Here is a 22,536-nt window from a genome sequence, read left to right as displayed (position 1 = left end):
AGCACTGCCTCTCGGTCGGTCAGATCCCGCAAAGCCATGCCGCCCCCAAGATGATCATTATCCGCGGCAGACGACTCTACTCCCGGATGAGGTCCGGGCTCTGAGCGGTGACGAGGAACGCTTCCGGCTCCTCCTGGTGAGGAACCGGAAGCGCCCGGTCGTCAACTCGCTTGTGGTCGCACCCGATTTGGTACACGAGCTGACTGTGCAATCCTGCGACACGCCCGTTTTCAGCCTTCCCGGCGGCTGCGCCTCACCGCGTCGTGTCAGGTCATGGCCGAGCGGGGCCAGGCCCGCCGCGATCGACCGCGTCCGCCCGTAACCTCTGCTGGGTGATGAAGCGTCGCAGGTGACCCTCTGCGCGCTGAAGCACGAGGTGCTCGTCGGGGTCGCGGACCTGGCCCCGTCGGGACCGAGCGCGTACCCGGCGGGAACCTTGTCTCGAAAGGACTTCCGCAACCCGGAAACCTCGATCGCCGAATCCGCCATGGAAAATCGCGAACACTCCGGGAAGCGGGCCCGCTCTCGATAGAGTGGGCGGATGGCAGCGCGCACCCACCCCCAGGAGGGCCAAGGCCGGTATGACCGCACCCGGTGGTGACTACCTGAGTACGGCCGAGGCGGCGCAGCGGCTGGGGGTGAAGACACAGACGGTGTACGCCTACGTGAGCAGGGGGCTGCTCAACCGGGTCCGCGTGGAGGGGCAGCGCACGAGCGTGTTCGTGCGCGCCGAAGTGGACAGGCTGGCGCGCCGGGCGCGGGAGGGAAGCCGGCCCGCGGGGTCGATCGAGCGCATCGCCAGCGCGGTGACCCTGATCGAGGACGACGAGCTCTACTTCCGGGGCCGGCGGGTGGCCGATCTCGTGGTCACCGAGTCGATCGAATCCGTGGCGTCCCTGCTGTGGACCGGCGAGTGCGTCGCGGGGCCGGGCTTCGCCACGTCGCCGCGAAGCGTCGCGTTCGCGCGGGCCGCGTCGGCCGGGCTTCCCGAGGTGGCGCCGTTCACCGACCGGCTGCGCGTCGGCGTCATCGCACTCGGCGCCGCGGATCCGGAGCGGGACGACTGCACACCCGACTCCGTGGTCCGGATGGCGCGCGAGACGATCGGTGCGGTGGTCGACGCACTACCGGGACCGACGGCCACGGGCGGGCTCGCGGACCGGCTGAGGCCGAAGCTGTGCGAGCGCCCGGAAGCGGGCCCGGTTCTGCACGCCGCGCTGATGCTGCTGGCCGACCACGGGCTCGCCACGTCCACCGTGGCCGCCCGGATCACGGCGAGCACGGGGGCGCATCCCTACGCGATGGTGTCCACCGGCCTGAGCGCTCTGGACGGCTCGTACCACGGCACCGCGAGCAGACCGGCGTACCGGCTCCTCGCGGAGGTGATGCACGATCCCTCGAACCTGACGCGGCACCTGGCCGGCAGGCGGGTCGTTCCCGGTTTCGGGCACCGGGTCTACCGCCACCGGGATCCGCGCGCCGAGGTCCTGCTGCCCCTGTTGCCCGCCGGTCCTGCCACGGAAGCCGTCGACCGGCTCGTCGCCGGTCTGCGCGGTCGCCACCACGCGTTCCCGAACGTCGACCTCGCGCTCGCGGCGATGCTGCACACCTACGGCATGCGGCCCGACGCGGGCGAGGTCGTCTTCGCGGTCGCCCGGATGATCGGGTTCGTCGCGCACGCCATCGAGGAGTACCGGGAGCCGCGCATGCGGTTCCGTCCGAACGGGATCTACAAAGGGCCGCCCACGGAGGAGGACGCAATCGGGCAGTAATGCCCCTTTTCGCCTCTCTGCCCGATTCGCCCGGCTGTCTCACGTCTACTCCCTTCGGGTGGCCGCGTGCCGCTCGGACAGTTCTGAAATAGCCCGTTCGTGGCACGAACGGATTATTGATTTCCGATTTTCAATGGGTCCCGCCGGAATGCGATGTGATGTACATCACAAGAGGTGGACGTGCCGTCTGGATCTATCAGAGCATCTGTCTGCGACTCGGCTGCCACTTCCGCCGGGCGCGACTGGGGCTGATCACACACTGGGGAAATTGAAGGGTTTCGTTCGCGAACCGACTCGTATTCCGCTGAACACTTGAGTCTTTCGCGGGAAACCTTCCGCCTGCCTTGCGCGGCGGACGAAAACTGCGGATTCCGCAGGAACTGGGTGATAAACCGTGCCTTTTTGCCGATTCGACGCACCTGATCTGGACCACCTGATCGGCGGCGAGCGAACACCGGGCTCCGGGTACGTCGAGGTGACCGACGCGCCCGACGGGAGCCCGCTCTACCGGTGTCCGATGGGGACGGCGTCCGAAGTGGACTCCGCGGTCGGCTGCGCCGCGGAGCGGTTCTCCACCTGGCGGTGGAGCACGAGCCAGGAAAGATCCGGGATGCTCGCGCGGACAGCGCGGCTGCTCGCCGGCTCGGCCGATGAGCTCGCCGCGCAGGTGACGCGGGAAACGGGCAAGACACTCGCCGCGGCCCGTGCCGAGGTGCGGTCGGCGGTACGCATACTGGAGACCACCGCGAGAGCCGTCCCGACGACCGCCGGCAGCGTGGTGACCGAGCATTCCCGGCAGGTCTGGGGCTTCGAGCTGACCGAGCCCGCCGGCGTCGCGGCGGTGATCGGGACGTGGAACATGCCGGTGCAGATCGCGGTGCTGAAGATCTCCGCCGCGCTCGCCGCCGGGTGCGCGGTGGTCTACAAGCCTTCGCCGCTCGCCGCCGCCACAGCCGGTGTGCTGGTCGACGCGTTCGCGCGGGCCGGGCTGCCCGCCGGGACGTGCGTGCTGCTGCACGGCGGTGCCGAGACGGCGCGCCTCCTCGCGGCACACGGTGGCGTCGCGGTGCTGTCCGCCACGGGAAGCGAGCTGACCGGGCAGGAGCTGATGCGCAGCGCCTCCGTCGGGGTGAAACGCTGCGTCCTCGAACTCGGCGGGAAGAGCGCGAACATCGTGTTCGCCGACGCCGACCTCGATCGTGCGATCGAAGGCGTGGTCGCGGGGTTCGTGCGGAACCAGGGCGCGGTGTGCACGGCCGGCTCCAGGGTGCTGATCCAGCATGCCGTCTACCAGCGGTTCCTGGAGCGGCTGACGGCGGCGGTCGCGGCCGTGCGGGTGGGTGATCCGTTCACCGCCGTGGACGTGGGCGCGATCCGCAGCCAGGAGCACTGCGACCGCATCACCGAGTCGGTCGAAAAGGCGGTCGCGACCGGGGCGACCGTGCGCACCGGTGGCGGCAGGGTGCCGGTGCCGGGCCGGTCGGGCGCGTACTTCCAGCCCGCTCTGGTCACCGAAGTCGACCAGAGCGACGCGTTGTGGCGGGACGAGCTGTTCGGCCCGGTCGCCGTGTGCGCGCCGTTCCGCGACGAGCAGGAGGCGATCAGCCTCGCGAACGACTCGCGGTTCGGGCTCGCGGCCGGAATCTGGGCTCGCGACCTGACCCGTCTGGAGCGGGTCTGGCGGGAACTCGACGTGGGCACCGTCTACGTCAATTCCTATCACCGCACCGATTCCATTCCACTGGCCGCCGGTGGCCGGAAAATGTCCGGGCACGGGGTCGAGCACGGCGCGGCCGGAATTCGAGAATTCCTCGCGAGCAAAAGCGTGCACATCTACCGCTAGCCGGTATCGGGAGGCAAAGATGAGAGAGTACGGGAATTTCCTGCGCAAAATCTTCACGAAAGTGGACCGGGTACCGCTCGACGTCGTGCGGAGGTACCAGGACTTCTATTCGGCCCTGATCTGCGACGTGCTCGGGAAGCACCAGGTGATGCACGTCGACCTGACACCGTTGAGCCCCGGTATGCGGTTCTGCGGTCCCGCGGTCACGTCACTCGGCCCCGACCTGACCGTGCGCCGGATGGCCATCGACCTCGCCGAGCCCGGCGACGTGCTGGTGGTCGCGGCCGGTGGCGTCCGCGACTACGCCTGCTTCGGCGACGGCACCGCGCAACGCATGATGACCAAGTCACTGGCCGGCGCGGTGATCGACGGATGCGTCAGGGATGCGGCGGGCATCCGCAGGCTGGGCTTCCCCACTTTCTGCCGCGGCGTGACGCCCCGCAACTACCACTACCCGGCCGCCGGTGACCACGGAGCCGTGAACGTGCCCGTCGTGTGCGGGGACGTCCTCGTCGAGCCGGGTGACCTGGTGTTCGGGGACGACGACGGGGTCGTCGTGGTACCGGGGGCGATGGCCGCGGAGGTGGCCGACGAGGTCGCGGACCGGCTCTCGGCCGAACGCGCCCAGCGCGGTTCCTGGACCGACTACCCGCCGTTCGCGGTGGAGGAGGAACTGGTGCGCCGTGGCTACGACGTCCAGTGACGCTCCGGCACTCGCTCCACTGACCGGCCAGGTGGCGATCGTCACCGGTGCGGGCGGCGGCGGGTGCGGAACCGCGATCGCGGTCGCCCTCGCCGGGGCGGGGGCACGGGTCGCGGTGAACGGCATGGAGCACCACCGCGCCCGGCTGGAGGAGCTCACCCGGTCCTGTCCCGGCGGCGCATTGCATCCGTCGATCGCGGACGTCGCGGACGGTGAGCAGGTGGAGCGCATGGTCGACGAGGTGGCGCGGCGGCTCGGCACGCCGACGATCGTCGTGCACAACGCCGGCCCGTCCCTGCCCCCGAGGCGCATCACCCAGCTGCCTGCCTCCCACTGGCGCGCCGAAACCGCGGTGATCCTCGACGGCGCCTACCACCTGGCCAGGGCGACGGCCGCGGGCATGACCGAAAAGGGGCACGGCCGGTTCGTCTTCATCTCGTCGAACACCGCCTTCCGCGGCGGCCGGGGCCGCAGCGCCTCCTACGCCGCGGCGAAGGCGGGTCTGCACGGGCTGGCGGCTCAGCTCGCGCTGGAGCTGGGACCGGCGGGCATCACCTGCAACGTCGTGGCGCCCAGCCAGATCGACACCCCGCGGGCCCGCCGCGGCGGACGGCGCGACGACGACAGCATGCGCCGCTCGGCGGCCCAGGTACCGCTCGGCCGGGTGGGCAGTGCCGACGACATCGCCGGCGTGGTGACGTTCCTGGCCGGACCGTCCGCCGCGTACCTCACCGGGCAGGTGATCCGGGTCGACGGCGGCTCGGCTCTCGCTCCCCCTGCCACCGCACTCGCCCAGGAGTCCGCATGACAGCGACACCTTCCGCCCGCCGGGAACACGATCTACTGGCACCACGGACGTTCGGCCGGACCGGACGCGCGGTCAGCGCCATCGGTCTCGGCACCTACCACCTCACCTCCGACCGGGGCGTGGCGCACGACGAAGCGCTCGACATCGTCCGGGCCGCCTACGACTCGGGTATCAACGTCTTCGACACCGCTCCGATGTACGGGGTCGGAGAAGCCGAGTTCATCCTCGCCACGGCGCTCGGCGGTGACTTGCTCGAACGGGTCGTCACCATCGACAAGATCGGCCGGTTCGAGAAGAGCATCCTCGCCAGGCTGGGCGAGCGGTGCTACACCGATCCCGCGGCGATGACCGCGCAGCTCGAACACTCGCTGCGCGTGCTCGGAGTGCGCAGGCTTCCGGTCCTCCTGCCGCACGAGACGGACTGGACCGAGTGGTGGCCGGACGGGGTCACCGAATCGGCCCCCGTGCTGCGGTTCCTCGCCGAGGCCAGTCAGCGGGACCTCGTCGGGCACGCCGGTCTTTCGGTGCGGAAGCCGGAGCAGGCCGTCACGCTCGCGGGCACTGGCCTGTTCGATGTGGCGTTGTACGTCCACTACTTCAACATGGTGTGGGCCGACACCGGTGCACCCGCGATCCAGGCGTTCACCGAGCAGCGGATGGGAGTGGCCGTCGGCGCACCCTACCGGCAGGGTCTGCTCACGTCGCTCGATCCGGACCTGCCGCGGCGGTTGTCCGCCGAAAGACGCGCTTCGGTCCCGCCCGGCGTGGTGCGCAGGATCGAGGGAGCGCAGCGGATCGCGCGGGAGGCGGGGCTGTCGATGGTGGAGATGGGCCTGCGCTGGCTGCTCGGAGATCCGCGCGTGCACACCGTCGTCGTGGGCCCGAGGTCCGCGCGGGAGCTGAAGGAGAACGTGGCGTGGGCCGCGCAGGGCCCGCTGCCCGCCGACGTGACAGCCGCGCTGGCCGCGCTGACCGCCATCGAACCGGGGAGCTGGGAACGTGGGTGAACGCCTTCGCGCCGGAATCGTCGGCCACGGCGGCCACGGCAACTACGGGCACCAGATCGACGCGGGTTTCGCCGCGGAGCCCCGGGTCCTGGTCGCGGCGGTGGCCGATCCCGACCCGGAAACCCGGGCGGCCAGTGCCGCCCGCACCCGGGCGCAACGGCAGTACGAGTCCTGGGCCGAGATGCTTTCCCACGAGGACCTCGACCTCGTTCTCGTCTGTCCACGGTGGATCGCCGGGCACGAGGAGGTGGTCGTCGCGGCGCTGCGGGCGGGCGCGCACGTCTACTGCGAAAAGCCCCTCGGCCAGGACCTCGCGCAGGTGGACCGGATGCTGGCCGAGGCCGACCGGGCCGGGCGGCTGCTGGCCACCGCGCTGCCCGCCGTGCACGAACCGAGGTTCCGGCGTTTCACGGATCTGCTGGCGAGTGGCGAGCTCGGCGAACCACTGCAGATGCGCGGGCTGTGCAAGTGGGACCACCGGGCCGGTGGCGAGGACCTCTTCGTGCTCGGTGGGCACCTCGCCGATGCGATGCGGCGCATCGGCGGGGACGCCGTCACCTGCGCCGGGTACGTCGGCACGGGCACCAAGCCGTTCACCCGGCAGGAGGCACGTCAGGGCGCGGAGGAGATCGGCCTCGTCGGCGGTGACCGGGTGCACGCCACCTACACCTTCGAACGCGGTCTCGTGGGCACCATCGAGTCGTGGCCCTGCGCCATCGAGGACCGCGCGGAACAGCCGTACCGGCTGGAGGTGCACTGCACGCGGGGCATCGCGGTGCTGCGCGCGCCCTATGCGGACGGTTCGGTGTGGTACACCCGCAAGCCGGTCGTCTACGCGGGTCACGACGACTGGTGCCGGCTGGACACCCGCGCCCCGGAGTCGTACGCGGGCTACCACGCCCACGCCGCGGCGGACTTCGTGGACGCCGTGCTGGAGGGACGGCCTCCGGCGTGCTCCGGGCGGGACGGTGCGGCCGCGATCGAGATGCTGCACGCGATCTACTGGTCGCACCTGGACGGACAGCTGGTGCGGCTCCCGCTGGACCGGCGGTGGCATCCACTGTCCGAAGTAGACCCCAGGACGACGGCGTGAACCCGCGGCTGGGCATCTCCTCCGCCTGCGCGAAACACCTCGACAGCGAGGAACTGGCGTCCTTGGTGCTCTCCCTCGGCGGGCGGACGGTCGACCTGCGAGCCGGGCGCGGCCACCGCTGGGAGCAGTCCGGACTGGACGGCTTCCGCGCTCTGGGCGTCGAGGTGGGGCACGTCGGGCTCAGCGTGGTGCTCGGGAATCCCCGCCACGATCCCGAGAAGGTCGCGAAAGAGGCGGCGCGCTACGGCGGGGTTCCCCTCCGGGTGTTCGCGGCCGAGCACGTCGCGGCCGACGATCAGCTGGTCGCGGAGCAGGTGGAGGCCCTGACGGGCGCGGCCGGACCGGTGGGCGACGTGCTCGTCGACACGCACCAGGGGTACGCCTCGCTGCGCCAGATCGAGGAGCTCCACGACCGGTACGGCGTGCGGGCCGTCGTCGATCTGGAGGGCCTGGCGTTCCTGGAGCCCAGCGTGGAAAAGGCCGCGGCACGGCTGGCGGCGTTCACCCAGACCGTGCACGTCAAGGGTTTCGCGCTGCGGCCCGGATCGCTCAAGACCCGGCACCGGCCACTCGGCCCCGCCGACCGGGTCGTCCTGTCCCGGGCCCGGGAGGCGTTCGCCGGGGTTCCCCGCGTCTGCCTGCAATCCGAGGCGGGTTCCGTGGCGCAAGACTTCGCCGTTCTGGCGGAGGTCTGGACCCAGTCCGGACTGACAGCCCCATCTGGGGGGACACCGAGCAAGGGAAGGGGGTGACCGAGATGGAGCGCGTCTTCACCGACGACAAGGAGACCATCATCGTCCTGGCGAACCTGGAGAACTGAGTCCAGGTTCCGCCGGGCGGGTGGGGTGCTTCGGCGCCCCACCCGCCCCCGGCGGCACCCCGGAACCTTCCCGCCGACGACCCGGAGCCAGCAATGAAGACCAGTGACCCGCCGGAGATCGCGTGGACGTCCGGTACCTGGCGGAGCAGAACTCCCGAACGAACCTGGTGCCTGCTGCAGCCCGTGGCCGAGGCCGCCGGGGTCACCAGGGTCGCGGACGTGACCGGCCTCGACGACATCGGCGTGCCCGTGCACATGGCGGTGCGGCCCCACGCCCGCACCCTGTCGGTGTCCCAGGGCAAGGGGACGACCGGCCTCCTGTCCAAGGTCTCCGCCGTGATGGAGGCGATCGAGCTCCACTACGCGGAAAACCTCGTGGCCGCCGACATCGAGGGTGCCACGGCCGCGGACCTCGGCAGCCTGCTCCACTACCCCGTGGAGGCGCTGGAACTGCATCCCGGTGCGCTGTGGCATCCGCGGTTCCCCCTCGACTGGCTCACCTGCACCTCGCTGCTCACCGGTCGCGCCTCCGCCGTACCGCGCGACCTGGTGCTGCTGGACCGCACGGTGGTTCCCGGCAGCTGGTACCCCCCGCTGTTCTCGGCCACCAGCAACGGCCTGGCGAGCGGCAACTCCGACCAGGAGGCGATGCTGCACGCCTTGTGCGAGCTCGTCGAACGCGACAGCGTCGCGGCGGCGGGAGACGTGCTGGGCAGACGCCGCTTCGATCCCGCGGTGGTGGGTGATCCGGCCGTCGACGCCCTGTGCGCCCTGATCAGCGCCGCGGACGTGCGGCTGAGCGTCTTCGACCTGACCGGGCCGACGGGGGTGCCGTGCGTGGGTGCCTCGGTCAGCGGCGGCAGCGTGCCGTTGACGTTCGGCGGCTTCGGCTGCCACCCCGCCACCGCCGTCGCGACGTGCCGGGCCATCACCGAAGCGGTGCAGCAACGCCTGACCGTCATCGCGGGCACCCGGGACGACCTCCCCGACGAGGTGTACGACCTGCTGCACCTGGGTTTCGTCCGGGAGACCACCCCCGTGCGGGACGGGCTGGAGTACGTGAGCCCGCCTCCGGCACTGCCGGTGCGCGGATTCGGGGAAGCGGTGGAGTGCCTGGCGGTGAAGGTCCGCGAGCACACCGGGCACGAACCGGTGTGGCTCCGGCTGACCGAGCCCGGTACCCCGGTTTCCGTGGTCAAGGTCGTCGCTCCGGGGCTGAAGCTGGCGGGGCACGGCAACTACACAGCGGCAGGAGGCTGACCGGGGTGTCCACTGTGCACGTCTACATCGGACCGACCATCGACGTGGACCGCGTGCGGGAACTGGCTCCGCACGCCCGCGTCCACGGCCCCATCGCGCACGGCGACCTGCTTCGCCTGGAACTGGGGCCCGAGACCACCGTGCTGATCGTCGACGGGGTCTACTACCAGCGGCCCGCCGTCAGGCACAAGGAGATCCTGCACGCGCTCGCACGCGGCACCGTGGTCGTCGGCGCGAGCAGCATGGGCGCGTTGCGCGCCTGCGAGTTGCGTGACGCCGGGATGATCGGGGTCGGTGACGTCTACGACCAGTTCGCCTCCGGCGTGCTCGACAGCGACGACGAGGTGGCTGTGGCGCACCTGGGCGCCGAGGACGGCCACGCGCCCCGCACCGTCGCGCTCGTGAGCGTCCGCGCGGCCTGCCGGCACCTCGTCTCCGCCGGCCGGGTCACCGAAGAGCTCGCCGACGCCGCGGTCGCGGCCGTCCGCGGGCTCTACTTCACCGAACGGACGCCGTTCGCGGTCCGCTCGGTCGTGCGGCAGGCCGGCCTTCCCGCCGCCGAGGCGGAGGAACTGCTCTCCGCACTGGGCAGAACCCCGGCGGACGCCAAGTACGCCGACGCCGAACGCGCACTGCGTCTGGTGGCGGAAGTCGAGCGGCCGCAGGGGGTTTCAGTGGTCCAGACCGCTCATGTGCGGCGGTGGTTGCGCCACCACGGTCCCCACGCCCGCGACACCCAGGCCACCGTCGTGCTGCAGGTGGCGTGGCCGCGGATGGCCGAATGCTACGAGGAACTGGTGTGCCAGGAACTGGCCCGGCTCTGGCAGGTGGGCCCGGACCTGCGTGCGCTCGGTGCCGAGTTCGGCCGCCGGACCGGTCTTTCCTCCGTCAGCGCCGGACTGGCGGAGTACTGGCTGGGAGACGGCAACGAGTCTGCCAGCGCTGCCGCGCTCGGCCGGCTGGCCGTGGTCACCCACCGCGCGCGGCCCGGCGTGATCACGGTACTGGACCGCCTTCCCCGGCATCCCGCGGTGCGCGGAATCTGGGCGGAGGCGAGCGAACTGGCCGACCGCGTCTCGGAGTTCAACCGCGCCCTGCTGGCGCGTGATCCCGGTTACCTGCCCGCGAGGATCCCGCGGGCGAGGGTGCTCGACTGGCTCGCGCAGCGCTGGCAGACCGACTCGGTCCGGTGCGCGGCACTGGCCCGCGGATTCCTCGACGAGGACGACGCGGTGCGAGCGGCGCGGCGGTTCCTCCCGTACGACCTCGAGATCGGTTTGGCCGTCACGGGAGGCTGAAACATGTTGATTCGATCAATCTTGACAGCTCGAAAACAGCGACGGTTAATGACGCGGGAAACGACGGACGACGGAGGCGGGCGGTGACGCAGGAACCGAACAGCTCGCGCGGCCGGCCCCGGGTGCTGCTGGTGGGCGCGGCGCCGAACATGTACGCGTTCCTCGCGGTACTCCGGCCGCACGTGGAGTTCATCGCGGCCACGAACTGGCTGCACAAGGCGACCACCTGCGCCAGATCCCGCTGGTGCGACGAGTTCTGGCCCATCAGCGTCGCCGAACCCACCGGCTGGGACGTCACCGCCGGCGTCCCCGCGGACGACGCGACGCTGGGATTCGTGCGGCACGTGCTGGATCTGGCCGCATATCTGGAGATCACGCACGTCGTGCCCGGTAGCGACCAGATGATCTTCTGGCTCTCCGGGTACCGTTCCGCTTTCACTGACGCCGGAATCGTGCTGTGCTGTCCGGATTTCGACGCCGGCTCGCTGGTGCAGGACAAGATCCGGCTCAACGAGTTCGCGGAACGGCACGGGGTTCCGGTGCCGCGCAGGGTGGTGGTCGAAGACGACGCGGCCGCGCTGGCGGCGCGCGAAGACCTCGGTTTTCCCGTTGTGGTGAAGGGACTGACGTCGACGGGAGCGAGCGGCGTGCGCTACGTGACCGACGACGGGGAACTCGTGGCCGCCGTACGGGAGCTGCGGGCGAGCTCACCGGAAGTGGCCCTGCACGAGTACGTTCCCGGCGCCATCGAGCCGTCCGTCACGTTCCTGCTGGACGAGAAGGGAAGACCGGTCGTCGAGACGTGGCTGCGCAAAATCCGCTACGCCGACAGCGGCCGGTCCTGCTGCGTGATCTCCATGCCGCCGCCCCGCGGGGCGGACGCGGTCCGCGAGCTGGCCAGGGAGTCGGGGCTGACGGGCTGGTGCGCGTTCCAGTTCAAAGTGGACTCCCGCGGTGGTGAGCTGGTGCTCATCGAGGGCAACCCCCGGATCGGCAACAACTTCAAGATCCTCGTGGAACTCTGGCGGCGGCTGGGCATCGACGTGGGCAGGCTCACGCTCGCGGCCTGGAACGGGCAGGCGCTGCCACGCCACCTCACCCCGCCCGGTCTGCTGGGAGTCTCGGTGCTCGAAGAGCCGACCGCGTTCGCCGTGGCACTGCGCGGACGGCGCCGGAAACCGTTCCGCCGGGACAACCGGCCGCCGGGCCTGCCCCGGTTCGTCCTGGCGACCCTGGCCACCTACGCCCGCCGTCCGGTGCTCGACGTGATCACGAAATCGCTGCTGCGCGACCCGGCGTTCTTCGTCGCGGCGGCGAAGCGGCTGGTGCGGATCCGGGTTCCGCAGCCGCAGTTCGTTCCCTGGGGGGACGCGACCCTTCCCCTGCGGCGAACGGGAAGCCGGCAGCTGGGCGTGGACGAGGAGCGGGGTGGATGAGCGCGAAAGAACCGGGGAGCCTGTGGAACAGGGCCACTTCCGCCTACGTGGCCGGCACGTTCCTGTCACAGTCGGGAACGTTCGTGTCCGCCACCGCGCAGAGCTGGGTGATCCTCGCGGCCACCCATGATCCGCTCAAGCTCGGGCTGTTCACCGCGGCGCGCTTCCTGCCGTCGACCCTGCTGGCGCCGGTGATCGGCAACTTCGTCGACGGGCGGAACGCGCGATCGCTCGTGGTCGTGGGCAATCTGGTGCAGTGCGGCATGGCCCTGCTCTGCATCGCACTCGCGTTCTCGCCGGGCTCGCTGCTCTTCGTCCCGTTCCTGATCGCCGGAGTGGTCAGTCAGGTCTTCTCGCTGCTGGAGTTCTCCGGCAGGCAGGCGTTCCTCAGCGGGATCGTGCCCGACGAACTGCGGGCCCGCTTCACCGGAGCCACCAATTCGGCGTCCACGCTCGGCCGGATCGTCGGGCCCGCGATCGCCGGGCTCGTCCTCTCGCTGGGCACCGCCGGTTTCGCGTTCGCGCTCGACGCGATCAGCTTCGTGCTGGCCGTCGTGCTCCTGCCCCGGGGCCGGGAGCTGCCGGTGCCGCAGAAGAAGAGTTCCCTGCGCAAGGGCCTGCGCCTGGTGCTGGGCCTGCCGGAGATCAGGGACCTGTTGCTGATCTTCGCCCTGGTCAGCCTGATCTCCTTCAACGTCGCCACGATGATCCCGCTCCTGGCCGGTTCGGACTACCTCAACAGCCCGGCGGCGCTGGGGGCGTTCAACGCCGCGTTCGGGCTGGGGTCGTTCGCCGGTGGCCTGATGCGGACGTACCTGAAGGCGGCACCGGCCGTGTCGGCCCTGATCGGGCTGGTGGTGTTCGGGGCGACGTTCGCGCTCGCCGGGCTGGTCCATCCACTGTGGGCGGTGATCGCGCTGATCGCCGTCAGCGGCATCGGCAGGCTGATGTTCACCGCGTCGTCCACGGCGGTCCTCATCCTGGGTGTCAGCCAGGAAAGACGGGGGCTCGTCAGCGGCCTCTACGCGTTCGTCTTCAACGGCACCACGCCGGTCGGCGCCCTGATCGTCACCGCACTGGCGGAAAGCGCGGGCACCCGGACCACCTTCGTGATCTGCGGCGTGACCGCGCTCCTGGGCAGCGCCCTGTACGCGGTGTCGCTGCGAGCCCGCCGGGCCACCACAGCTGCTTCGGCGTGATCGGAGCCGGAAATGGACGCACTGACGTCTCCACTCGCGCCGGTACGCGGCACTTCCGCCGATGCCGTGTGCACGGTCGCGTTGCGCATTGCCGAGGCCGGTTGCGACGCGGTGGCCGCGGACAGGGTGATGGAGCGGGCGGCCCGTGAGCTGCGGCTGGAGCGGCAGGCAGCAGGCGGGAGGCTCGTCGTCCTCGTGCTGGGCAAGGCGGCCAGGGGCGCGCTCGACGGACTCGGGCGCGCCCTCGACGGGAAGATCCACAGCAGCTTCGCCCTCGGCGGTACCCGTTATCCCGCGCCCGACCAGGCCGACGTCTGCGCTCTCGGTGATCATCCACTGCCGGCGGGAAACAGCACGCGCGCCGTCCGCTCGTTGCGGGAGTTCGTTTCCGCGCAGGCCCTGACCAGCCGGGACACCGTGGTCGTGGCGGTGACCGGCGGCGCGACCGCGATGCTGTCGGAGACGGCCGCACCGCTGCTGCCCGGTGACCTGGCCGAGCTGAGCCGGCTGCTCCTCCGCTCGGGGCTCGACGTCACCACCGTCAACGCGGTCCGGCGCGCCTGCGCGCCCCTGCTGGCCGGGGGCTTGCTCGACCTCCTCTCGCCCGCCCGGTGCATCGGTCTCGTGCTCACCGACAACGTGCAGGTGGGATTCCGCGGAGTCGGGTCGGGCCCGACGTTCGCGACCGAGCTGGACCTCCTGTTCGTGCGGCACGTCGTCACGACCCAGGTGCCCGAAGGTGGCCTCCGCGCCCGCCTGCTCGCCGCGGTGGACGGCGGCGCGAGCCGACGTGGGTTCGGCGTGCGGCACCACAACCACGAAGTGGGCGGACCGGGGCTCGCGTTGTCGGCGATGATCGACGAGGCTCGCGCCCTCGGCCTCGCGGTGGAGAGTCTCGGCGCCGCTGTGCAGGGAGACGTGGAACTGGTCGCCCGGACCTTCGCCGGCCGGCTCGACACCCTGGGCAGCCGTGCCACCGCTGTGCTGGGCTGCGGCGAAGTGACGGTGGCGGTGCGTGGCCAGGGGCGCGGCGGCCGCTGCCAGGAACTGGCGTTGCGCGTCGCGCAGCTTTCTCCGCGCGGGCGGGGGTTCGCGTTCGTGGCGGCCGCGACGGACGGAGTCGACAACCTGCCCGGGGTTTCCGGGGCATGGGTGACCCACGAGACGAAGAGCAGGGCGGCTGCGCGTGGCCTCGACATCCCCGCCCTGCTTCGCGACAACGACTCCCACCGGGCGCATCGCCTGCTCGGTCAGGTCCTCACCGGCCCGGCCGGCATCAGCAACACCTGCGACGTGTACGTCGGTATTACCACCAACCCGCACGGGTGAGAAGCAGGTCGTCCGGGCATCGGGGACGGGAAAGGACTTCTCGGCTGGGGCGTCCCCGGCCGCGCGCTGCCGGTAGGTGGGGATCCCCCCGCGCGGGCATGGTGAAGCCCAGCGCCGCGACGAGCACGAGCTTGCCCCAGGCCATTGCCGGCGACGAGGCAGACGGTTTACCTGCTGCCGCCGGGGCGGCGGGTCCCGCCCAGAGCCACCCACAGGCCCAGCATGACGAAAGCCGCGATGAGCACCCAGGCGATCAGCGCGCCTGTTCTCCTTGAAGTGGTGGGAAAGACGGCGAGCTTGCCGCCGGGGAACCCGGACACGCCCAGCGCCGCCGGCGGGCCGGATTGTGCGTTCGATGTAACCGACGTACCCATGCCGGGTGGTGGGCTCGATATCCGAAGCGCGGAGCCATTCGTCTATGGCGTGGCGCGGTCGGTGCCCTTGATCGTCTCAGCCAGGTAGCTCGGCTTGCCGGTGACCGGATCTACGCCCGCATACACCCGCACCTGGAGCGAGTTTCCGCGCTGGGGATGTTCCCCCGCTTGCGGCCTTCCGTGTCGCTCATGGACACGAGCGTGAGCTGCGCGTTCGGAGGCCGTCAAGGGACAGCCAGCGAAGAGCTGGTCTTGAAAACTCGAAGAAACCCCAGTTCACAGCAGGTGGGCCGGGCGGGGCTCGAACCCGCGGCCAAGGGATTATGAGGCAGCCGTCCGTTGAGGCGGAGAGTGAGGACCAGCGATTCAGATGCGTGGAGGTCGCCAATGGGGGCAAGCGGGGCGGTGGTGGACACCAGTTCGCACCACATTCGTACCCAATAGGACTTCGACCAGATCGTCAGTCGCCGCCCATGTGGTTCGGCTCGCCGTTCGCGATCGCCTTGCGCGCGACATCGAGCATGGCACACTGATTCAAGAGTCCGCGCCGGCCGCGCGACTGGCGCGGCCGGTGTTTTGGAATCTTCGCTGGCCATTGATATCTGACGAGGGCATCGACGTGCGGCTGCGCAAGGGGCTGGACCGACTCGTCCGCGGCGGCAGCCGCCTCCTTCCCGACGGGACGCTCATCCCGACCGACCGCATCGCCGGGACCAACACCAGCGCCGAGGAGAAAACGATCTACGTCTGGTGCTCCGGCAACACCACGCCTTCCGGCGGTAACGTCCAGTTCACGTCCCACGCAAAGGCATTTCGTTGTGGTTCGCCGATGTCCAGTCCGATCACACCCCGACCTGGTCGCTGCCATGCTGAGAGCGCCGTAGGAGCATTGTGCGCGATCGCTTGGAAAGGCTGAATCACGCCTGAAGAAAAGGGTGGCCAAAGGAACGAGATCAGGATATACGCGCCGTTCGGGGATCTGCCCAACGGCGACATCGTCGCCATCGACAACTGCGGAGACAACATGCTACTGATATTCTACGTTGCCATACCAAACGCGCCGCCGCGATGCTCGTCAGCCGCCGGAAACCTCAACAGAATCACCCTTTCCCGGCGACGCGCTGGCATCAGCGAAGCGCACTCGCTCTCGCCCAGCTTTACGACGGATGCTACAAGATCTCAGTGATGCTTCACCTCGCCGCGCTCTGCTAGGTCCCGCATCACCTGGTGCAATGTGTCCTCGATGGCGGGGCTGCTCTTTCGGTAACCCAGCGCGTTCATGGTCGCGCGGCGAAGTTGCGCGGCATCGTGCCCTGGATCGTTCTTCGCGGCGAAGCGCATGGCGTTGGCGACTTCTTCCGGAGCGATTTCGTGGAAGGCGCGGTCACCGGAGGCCTGCGTGCGTCGGAAGACCTGCCACGTCGCCGGGTCGAGCTCGGCCGGCCATGCATACCGACGGCCGAAGCCGTTCGTAACCGAGTACCCCTTCGGGAGCTGGCGCAAGAGGAGATTTCGCCGGTCCTCGCGCACTCGCTGGAGGTCGAAACGCCGGTGTACCAAGCGGGAAAGCCGTTCGAGCTCGATCGGTCCCTCGGCATCGATGACTTCCGCCAACGCCTGCCGGACCAGCCGCTGCACAGCTTTGTCTTCGGCCAACCGATCGATCTGCTCGCGCGTGCCAAGAGGTTCGGGTTCGTAGGCGACGAAGACAGCGACGGCCGATCCGGGTTGCGACGACTCGACCATGGGCGCGAGCCCGCGGATTGCGCGATCGGGAGCCCCCGCTGCTGCTGCGTGGGGTGCTCCTGTCGGCAACTCGAGTCCGGCCGGCTTCCCAGCGACGCGCACGTTCGTGGCCGGTGCATGAGCTGGCCGCACGGGCACAGCCGCGATGGCGTCTTCGATGCGACGCAACACCGCCTCGCGATCGATGATCCACTCGGGTAGCCAGACGCGGACGACACGCTCCCAATGCATCAGCTTCTCGAGCAACACCGGTGTCGCGTCCCGGTCGGCGACTGTGGGACGTCGTGCCCAGGCTGGGCCGTCGAGGAGGACCGCGACCTGCCGACGGTCCGCGCCGGGGGCGCTGACGGTGACGTCGATCGTGAACTGCGACAGCCCGACGTTCGTCTCCACCGCGTAGTTCCGCGCGGTTAGCGCGGCTGCCAGTTCCTGGACTACCCGCTCGACCCGGTCGTTACCCTGGCTCGCGACGTCGCCGGAACGACCGACGCCTCCGGCCGCGACCTCGAGGTAGGCGCGCAGGTGCTTGAGCCCCACGGAATTCGTGCGGGAAAGATCAATGTCACTGGGCGCGAACGAACTGAACACGACCACCTGGGTGCGAGCACGGGTGATCGCGACGTTGAGCCGGCGCTCCCCGCCCTGCTGCGTGAGCGGCCCGAAGTTCAACGGCAGCTGCCCGGTTTCCACGTTCTTGGAAAACGCAAGTGAGAACAGGATGACATCACGTTCGTCACCCTGGACGTTCTCGAGGTTCTTGACGAACAGTTCTTCGCCATCCTGGCGGGCGAGCGCTACCTGGATGGGTTCGTCCGTACTCTCCTCCAGCAGGTTGAGCAGCAGATCGCGTTGCTGAATGTTGAAGGTGACCACACCGATCGAGCGCTCGGCTGTCACCGGGTTGCCGAGCAATCGCCCGATCTCGGAAATTACCGCCTCGGCTTCGAGCTGGTTAGTGCGCGTGCCACCGCGGTCGTAACGCCCATCGATCCGCCGCCAGCTGATCCCGTTCTCCGGCTCGCCACCGGGAGAGGGCAGGCTGGCCAGTTTGTCCTCGTAGTAGTGGCTGTTCGAGAAGGAGATGAGTGACTCGTCAGTACTGCGGTAGTGCCAGGTCAGCGATTCCCTCGGCAATCCCGATTCCACACACTCCGCGAGGATGCTGTCCAGGTCCTCGGGAACCGATGTCAGCTCCTCGCTGTCGTCGGCGTGCGAGGCTTCCATGATCGAGGTCGGCGGCATCTGCTTGGAGTCGCCGACCACCACTACCGACCGGCCACGCCCCATCGCTCCGACAGCTTGGGCGACCCTGATCTGGGAGGCTTCGTCGAAGACGACGATGTCGAAGGTCACCGCCCCGGGCTTGAGGAAGTTGGCCACGGAAGCCGGGCTCATCAGGAAGCATGGAGTGAGCGTGGTGACGATCTCAGGTGCGAGGGCGCAGGCGTCCCGGAAGGACAGCTTGTCCCTCCTGCTGTTGAGCCGCCTCACGAGTTCGCCCGCCTTGGCCTTGAAGTCCTTGTCGACGGCTGGTCTGGCAGCCACCAGCTCGCTGTTAAGGCGATGTGGGTACTGCTCGCGAACCTCGTCGGACAGGCGGAGGTAGTCGCCGACCTGTTGCTCGTGTGCCCCGGTATCGAAGAATCGCAGGTCGTTGGCGGTGAGTCGCTCCTCGAGCGCGGATTGGGCCTGGCCTCGCAGGAACGCCAGCTCGAGGTCGTCCGCGGGGAGCTCGCCGTCCAGGATCTGACGGCGGAAGGCCGACAGTCCGGCCTGGGCCAGGATGTCGCAATGCTGCAGGAGCGCGCCCCAGCGCTGAATCGGCAGGATGCCCAGAGAGCCGAGCTCGGCAGCCCAAGTCCGGCCGTCCCGTGCCCAGGCACCTGTCCATCCGACTTCGGCCGACCACAGGGAGAACTCGGCGTCCGTGGTCGCCAGGAGCTTGAGCCATCGCGCCCACCCGTGGGGCAACCGGGTGAGGAACTGCTGTGGCAATCGCGGGCCCAGCTCCGCGAAGGCCCGCCACAGCGCGGGCAGGTCGCCGAGTAGCCGGCGTGACACCGTCAGCCGATGCGCGGCGGTCTGGAGTGTGTTCACCGAATCAGGCAGCGTTGGTAGCCACGCGCCGTCGAGGGCCAGGCCTGGCACTGTCTGGACCTGTTCGAGCAGTACGGCCGCTGCGGTACGGGCCGCCACCGCAGCCTGGAACGCCTCGAGGACGGTCGTCTCGTCGAGTCGGGCACCGGGCGCGACATGCGGCTGCAGCGCCTCGACGAGGCGCATGCGACGTTTTTTCTTACCCAGCAGGCCTGTGGAGGCTTCGGAGGCCAGTGCCTCGAGCTCGGAGAACCCGGGCAGCGAAAAGAACCCGGGCTGGAACGTCGTCAGTGCGGGCTGGTGGCGCTGGTGGAAGTCGGTGAGCGCGTGTAGTGCCGCTGCCACAGCGGCATCCCATCCAGGACGGCTGGCGGCCATGGTCCGCGGGAGATCCGGCAACACGCCGTCGTGTGCCAGAGTGGCAGCCTCGAGCGCGGTTGCGAGCAGGGTGGGGTGGGGCAGTGCGGCGATCGCCGCACGGAGGGCCTGGGGAAGCGCTTCGAACTGCTGCCGGAGCGTCTCCAGCTCGGCCGCGAGCGCCCCCAATGCGGTGCCGTCCAGCCCATTGACGACGCGGACCCCGGAAATCGACCAGTGGTGACCCGGCCGGATCTGCGCCGACCGCGCGGCTGCCGGCAGTTCACGGCAGGTGTTCTCGATCGCCGCGCGCGTGGCCGTGTCGAGGGTGAAGTAGGTGGTCGGCACGACGGCCATGGGACCGTCGCCGTGGGCGAGCTTGGCCTGGTAGGCGGACCACGCCGAGAAACCGGCGGCGTTGGTGTCGTGAAGCCGCCCGGGATAACGGGACAGCGTGGCGATCCGGGCACGGTAGCCGGCGGTAAGGGCGTCCCAGCTGTGCTCGTCGGCCGTGGCCTGGTGTTCCAGTGAGGCCTTGAGCTGCTGCTGGATACTTCGGAGGCTCTGCTTACGTCCGTGGAGGTCGAGGCAGAAGTCGGTGAGCCCGATCGCCCCGAGACGCCGTTTTACGACATCGAGCGCGGCTTGTTTCTCGGCGACGAAGAGCACTGTCTTGCCTGAGCGCACGGCGTGGGCGATGAGGTTCGTGATGGTCTGGGACTTGCCCGTGCCCGGTGGGCCTTCGAGCACGAAGGAATGGCCCTGCTCAGCCAGGGCGACGGCGCGCATCTGCGAACCGTCGGCGGCGATGGGGAGGTGGAGGGAGCTTTCGTCCACGCTCACGTCTGGCTGTCCGGACCGTAGCTGGAAAGGTTGCCCGGAGTTGTGGACCAGGTGCCGGACGACCTCGTTGCGCTCGAAGACCTGCCAGTGGTCGGTCAGGTCCCGCCACATCTGGAAGGTCGAGAACTGCAGGAGCCGTAGGCTGGCCGACTCGTCGATCCGGTAGATGAGGTTGTTGTCGATCATCGCCTTGCGGATGGCCCGCAGCGACGCGGTGATGTCGATTCCGGCGTCGTCGGTGATCGGGTCTTCGAGTTCCCTGATCCGCACGCCGTGGCGAACCCGAAGCCACTGCACCAGACAGTAGTTCGGCGCGGCTGTCTCCGCTCCGTCGATCACGATGGTGTAGGGGCGGCGCCCGCTGCCACCCTCGATCCGGACCGGGAGCAGGAACAGGGGAGCGTGCGCCTCGCCGGAGGGGGTGGGGTGCACGAGGGCGCCCAAGGTCAGGTAGAGGTAGTTGCCCCCGGTTTCCTGTTGGAGCGTTCGGGCATCGCGTTGCAGCCCTCGCATCCGCGCAACATAACCGGCCTGGGTCACCGCCGCGTAAACCCTCCGGTCCCGGGTCAGCTCTTCCGCGATCACCTCATCGGGGAGGTCCTGCGCCCTTCTCACACCGCGCAGTTCCTGCAGCCCGCCGAGGGTGTCCTGAGCGACGACATGCACGGACTTGCCCTGGTGTACCAGGTCGTCGAGTTCGGCCAGCGAGCCGGCAGGCGTGTGCAGGTCGACGCCTTTGCCCCGCTTGGGCAACTTGAGCAACGGGTTGCGCAGGCTCAGATCGAGAAGAGCGCGCCGCCACGCCCGCACGCGCGCGGGTGCGCCGTCCTCGGCTGCCTGCGGCTCGAGGTTCTCCTCCTGGTCCAGCGCGCCGTCGATCTCCAGGTCGGCAGGCAGTGCCACGGCGGTGTGTATCGCCTGGCCAGCGGTGTCCGTTGCCGCGACGGGCGCCGTGGTGTCGGCCGAGGGCAACGGCCGGACCCCCGACCGGTGCGCGAGGTGGATATCGACCATGCCGTGCAGTGCCAGGGGGCCGCGCAGGTGAGCGCGTCCGGCCGCAACGGCTGCGGGGAAGGCGAGTGAGCTCTCGCCCGGACCTACGCCGGTCAGCTCGACCGCGACCGCCTTCTCCGACTCGACGATGTTGATCATCTGAGCGGGTTCGTAGCTGACGGTTTCCGGCAGGCGGTCCCCGTGGAGGAAGAAGCCCGCGAACGCATGTCCCTCGACGATCCAGATGAGCGGATGCAACCCGGCCTCCTCGAGGCAGGCTGCGTAGGTGACGGACAGATCGATGCAGTTGCCGAGCCGGTCACCCAGTACGGCAGCGGTTGTCCTGATCTTCTGGCCCGTTTCCTCGAACGAGGCAGGCAAGCCGAGGTAGCCGATCTTTTGCTCGCGCAGGGCTTCGTAGATCGCCGCGCCGATCTGGGCCGCGCGCCGTGGGCCGGCCTGGTAGCCCTGCAGGGATCCGGATCCGGTGTCCCGCTCGAGCAGCCGCGCCGCCGATCGAAGGACCTCGAGGACGGCACCGGTGTTCGGTTGGACGAATGCGGCGACCGACTCGAATAACGCCGGCGCGTTGAACCACTCGTTGTGTGCGAGCACCCGGGAGGGGGCCCGCAGGACCAGTCCACGCTGGTCAGCCGTGCGGACCGTGATGCGGTAGTCGACCGGGAAAGCCTCGTTCGCCCGCTTCAGCACACCGGTGTCCGGTGTGAAGCCGGGGAACTCGTCCCAGCCGGTGGCGTCCTTGCCCTCGATAAGGGGGATCCGGCGGCGCCAGGCCTCGCAAAGCGGGCCGTCGGGCCCGAGCAGCTCGAGGATCACCTCGACGTCGCGGACCGCTTCGTCGCCGCTGTTCTCGACTGCCAGGTGCCGGACGACGGGTACTCGGTTGTGGACCAGCGCGTAGTACATCGCCGGTGGGTGGAGGAGCTCAATCCGGAGACCGTCGTCCTCGGTGGAGACGGTTTCGAACAGCGGGGTCGTCATCATGCTCGCATTCGGGCAGCTCGTCGGTCGCGGAGATCGTCTTTCGAGGTAGTCGATGGGAAGGGGGATTTCGTTAGCGCCAGTGCGCTGCCGGGTGGCTGCCGCACCGGTGCGGAACTGGGAGGACCGCGACCCGACGCATCTGACGTGCTGCCCGCCAGCCCAACCCCGCGTCACCACGGTGTGGAGCCAGGCTGGGGAGCTGGTCTCGGGGATTCTTCCAATGCTGGCTGAAGACCGGGATTCGGCCTGATGGCGGTGCTGGTTTCAGCGTCTGCGGAGCTCTCGGGTGGCCGTTCCTGGACCGACCGGAACCAGGCAGTAGGTACCGGCGCTCGCGCTCGCTTGATGACAGTGCTCGTGGTCAGCGCGTCGATGACCTCAGAGCGGGCGGACACCGTCCGCCGTGACCCGGTGGGCCTGGGACAGCTGATCGTCGCAGGTCGGGTGATTCCGAACGGCTGGGCTCACGCGTGGTAGAGCCAGAACCCTGAAACCAGGATGCGGACGCCCGGGCAACGGTGCCCGGAGGAGTTCCGCAACCTGTTCCTCACCG

At 69.6% G+C, this 22,536-nt stretch carries 15 protein-coding genes; 13 read left to right on the top strand and 2 right to left on the bottom strand.

From position 1 onward, the window contains the following. Positions 1 to 581 precede the first annotated feature (581 nt). From FHX82_RS12865 to FHX82_RS12810, 12 genes are all read left to right on the top strand, one after another. The gene (locus tag FHX82_RS12865; protein WP_145936806.1) at positions 582 to 1,772 is read left to right on the top strand and encodes a citrate/2-methylcitrate synthase; all 1,191 of its coding nucleotides are present in this window, start codon (positions 582 to 584) and stop codon (positions 1,770 to 1,772) included. A 394-nt stretch (positions 1,773 to 2,166) separates the two neighbouring features. Beyond that, positions 2,167 to 3,615 carry an aldehyde dehydrogenase family protein gene (locus FHX82_RS12860; RefSeq protein ID WP_145936807.1) on the top strand — a complete coding sequence of 483 codons (1,449 nt, stop codon included), beginning with the start codon at positions 2,167 to 2,169 and terminating at the stop codon, positions 3,613 to 3,615. A 19-nt stretch (positions 3,616 to 3,634) separates the two neighbouring features. Then, entirely contained in the window at positions 3,635 to 4,318 is a 684-nt protein-coding gene (locus FHX82_RS12855; protein ID WP_145936808.1) for an RraA family protein, read from the top strand. Further along, positions 4,299 to 5,126: an SDR family NAD(P)-dependent oxidoreductase gene (locus FHX82_RS12850; RefSeq protein ID WP_145936809.1), complete on the top strand. Its 828-nt coding sequence runs from the start codon at positions 4,299 to 4,301 to the stop codon at positions 5,124 to 5,126. Before FHX82_RS12855 ends, FHX82_RS12850 begins: the two co-directional genes overlap by 20 nt. Further along, on the top strand, positions 5,123 to 6,133 hold the full coding sequence (locus FHX82_RS12845) for an aldo/keto reductase (protein ID WP_145936810.1): 1,011 nt from the start codon (positions 5,123 to 5,125) through the stop codon (positions 6,131 to 6,133). The genes FHX82_RS12850 and FHX82_RS12845 overlap by 4 nt, the downstream gene beginning before the upstream one ends. Then, positions 6,126 to 7,226, top strand: a complete 1,101-nt coding sequence (locus FHX82_RS12840; protein ID WP_145936811.1) for a Gfo/Idh/MocA family protein — start codon at positions 6,126 to 6,128, stop codon at positions 7,224 to 7,226. The genes FHX82_RS12845 and FHX82_RS12840 overlap by 8 nt, the downstream gene beginning before the upstream one ends. Then, the gene (locus FHX82_RS12835) at positions 7,223 to 7,978 is read left to right on the top strand and encodes a hypothetical protein (protein ID WP_145936812.1); all 756 of its coding nucleotides are present in this window, start codon (positions 7,223 to 7,225) and stop codon (positions 7,976 to 7,978) included. The genes FHX82_RS12840 and FHX82_RS12835 overlap by 4 nt, the downstream gene beginning before the upstream one ends. Before the next feature lie 161 nt (positions 7,979 to 8,139). Further along, the gene (locus FHX82_RS12830; protein ID WP_145937100.1) at positions 8,140 to 9,306 is read left to right on the top strand and encodes a YcaO-like family protein; all 1,167 of its coding nucleotides are present in this window, start codon (positions 8,140 to 8,142) and stop codon (positions 9,304 to 9,306) included. Positions 9,307 to 9,311: 5 nt separating this feature from the next. After that, positions 9,312 to 10,604: a TfuA-like protein gene (locus FHX82_RS12825; protein ID WP_183176617.1), complete on the top strand. Its 1,293-nt coding sequence runs from the start codon at positions 9,312 to 9,314 to the stop codon at positions 10,602 to 10,604. Positions 10,605 to 10,687: 83 nt separating this feature from the next. Beyond that, the gene (locus tag FHX82_RS12820; protein ID WP_145937102.1) at positions 10,688 to 12,040 is read left to right on the top strand and encodes an ATP-binding protein; all 1,353 of its coding nucleotides are present in this window, start codon (positions 10,688 to 10,690) and stop codon (positions 12,038 to 12,040) included. After that, complete coding sequence (locus tag FHX82_RS12815; RefSeq protein WP_145937103.1) at positions 12,037 to 13,239, top strand: MFS transporter; 1,203 nt, start codon at positions 12,037 to 12,039, stop codon at positions 13,237 to 13,239. Before FHX82_RS12820 ends, FHX82_RS12815 begins: the two co-directional genes overlap by 4 nt. Positions 13,240 to 13,251: 12 nt before the next feature. Further along, the gene (locus tag FHX82_RS12810) at positions 13,252 to 14,568 is read left to right on the top strand and encodes a DUF4147 domain-containing protein (RefSeq protein WP_145937104.1); all 1,317 of its coding nucleotides are present in this window, start codon (positions 13,252 to 13,254) and stop codon (positions 14,566 to 14,568) included. 167 nt (positions 14,569 to 14,735) lie between these two features. On the opposite strand, the gene FHX82_RS12805 is transcribed toward FHX82_RS12810, so the two are convergent. Further along, positions 14,736 to 14,942, bottom strand: a complete 207-nt coding sequence (locus FHX82_RS12805) for a hypothetical protein (RefSeq protein ID WP_145937105.1) — start codon at positions 14,940 to 14,942, stop codon at positions 14,736 to 14,738. 475 nt (positions 14,943 to 15,417) lie between these two features. Here FHX82_RS12805 and FHX82_RS12800 point away from each other — a divergent pair, with 475 nt between their 5' ends. Continuing rightward, the gene (locus FHX82_RS12800; protein ID WP_145937106.1) at positions 15,418 to 15,858 is read left to right on the top strand and encodes a hypothetical protein; all 441 of its coding nucleotides are present in this window, start codon (positions 15,418 to 15,420) and stop codon (positions 15,856 to 15,858) included. A gap of 263 nt (positions 15,859 to 16,121) precedes the next feature. Here FHX82_RS12800 and proA read toward each other — a convergent pair whose 3' ends face one another. Continuing rightward, on the bottom strand, positions 16,122 to 21,983 hold the full coding sequence (gene proA / locus FHX82_RS12795; RefSeq protein WP_229881296.1) for an anti-phage protein ProA: 5,862 nt from the start codon (positions 21,981 to 21,983) through the stop codon (positions 16,122 to 16,124). Positions 21,984 to 22,536: the final 553 nt, after the last annotated feature.

It is taken from the genome of Amycolatopsis bartoniae, assembly GCF_014191255.1.
Lineage (GTDB): Bacteria > Actinomycetota > Actinomycetes > Mycobacteriales > Pseudonocardiaceae > Amycolatopsis_E > Amycolatopsis_E bartoniae.
This window is presented reverse-complemented; position numbering and strand designations above follow the sequence as displayed.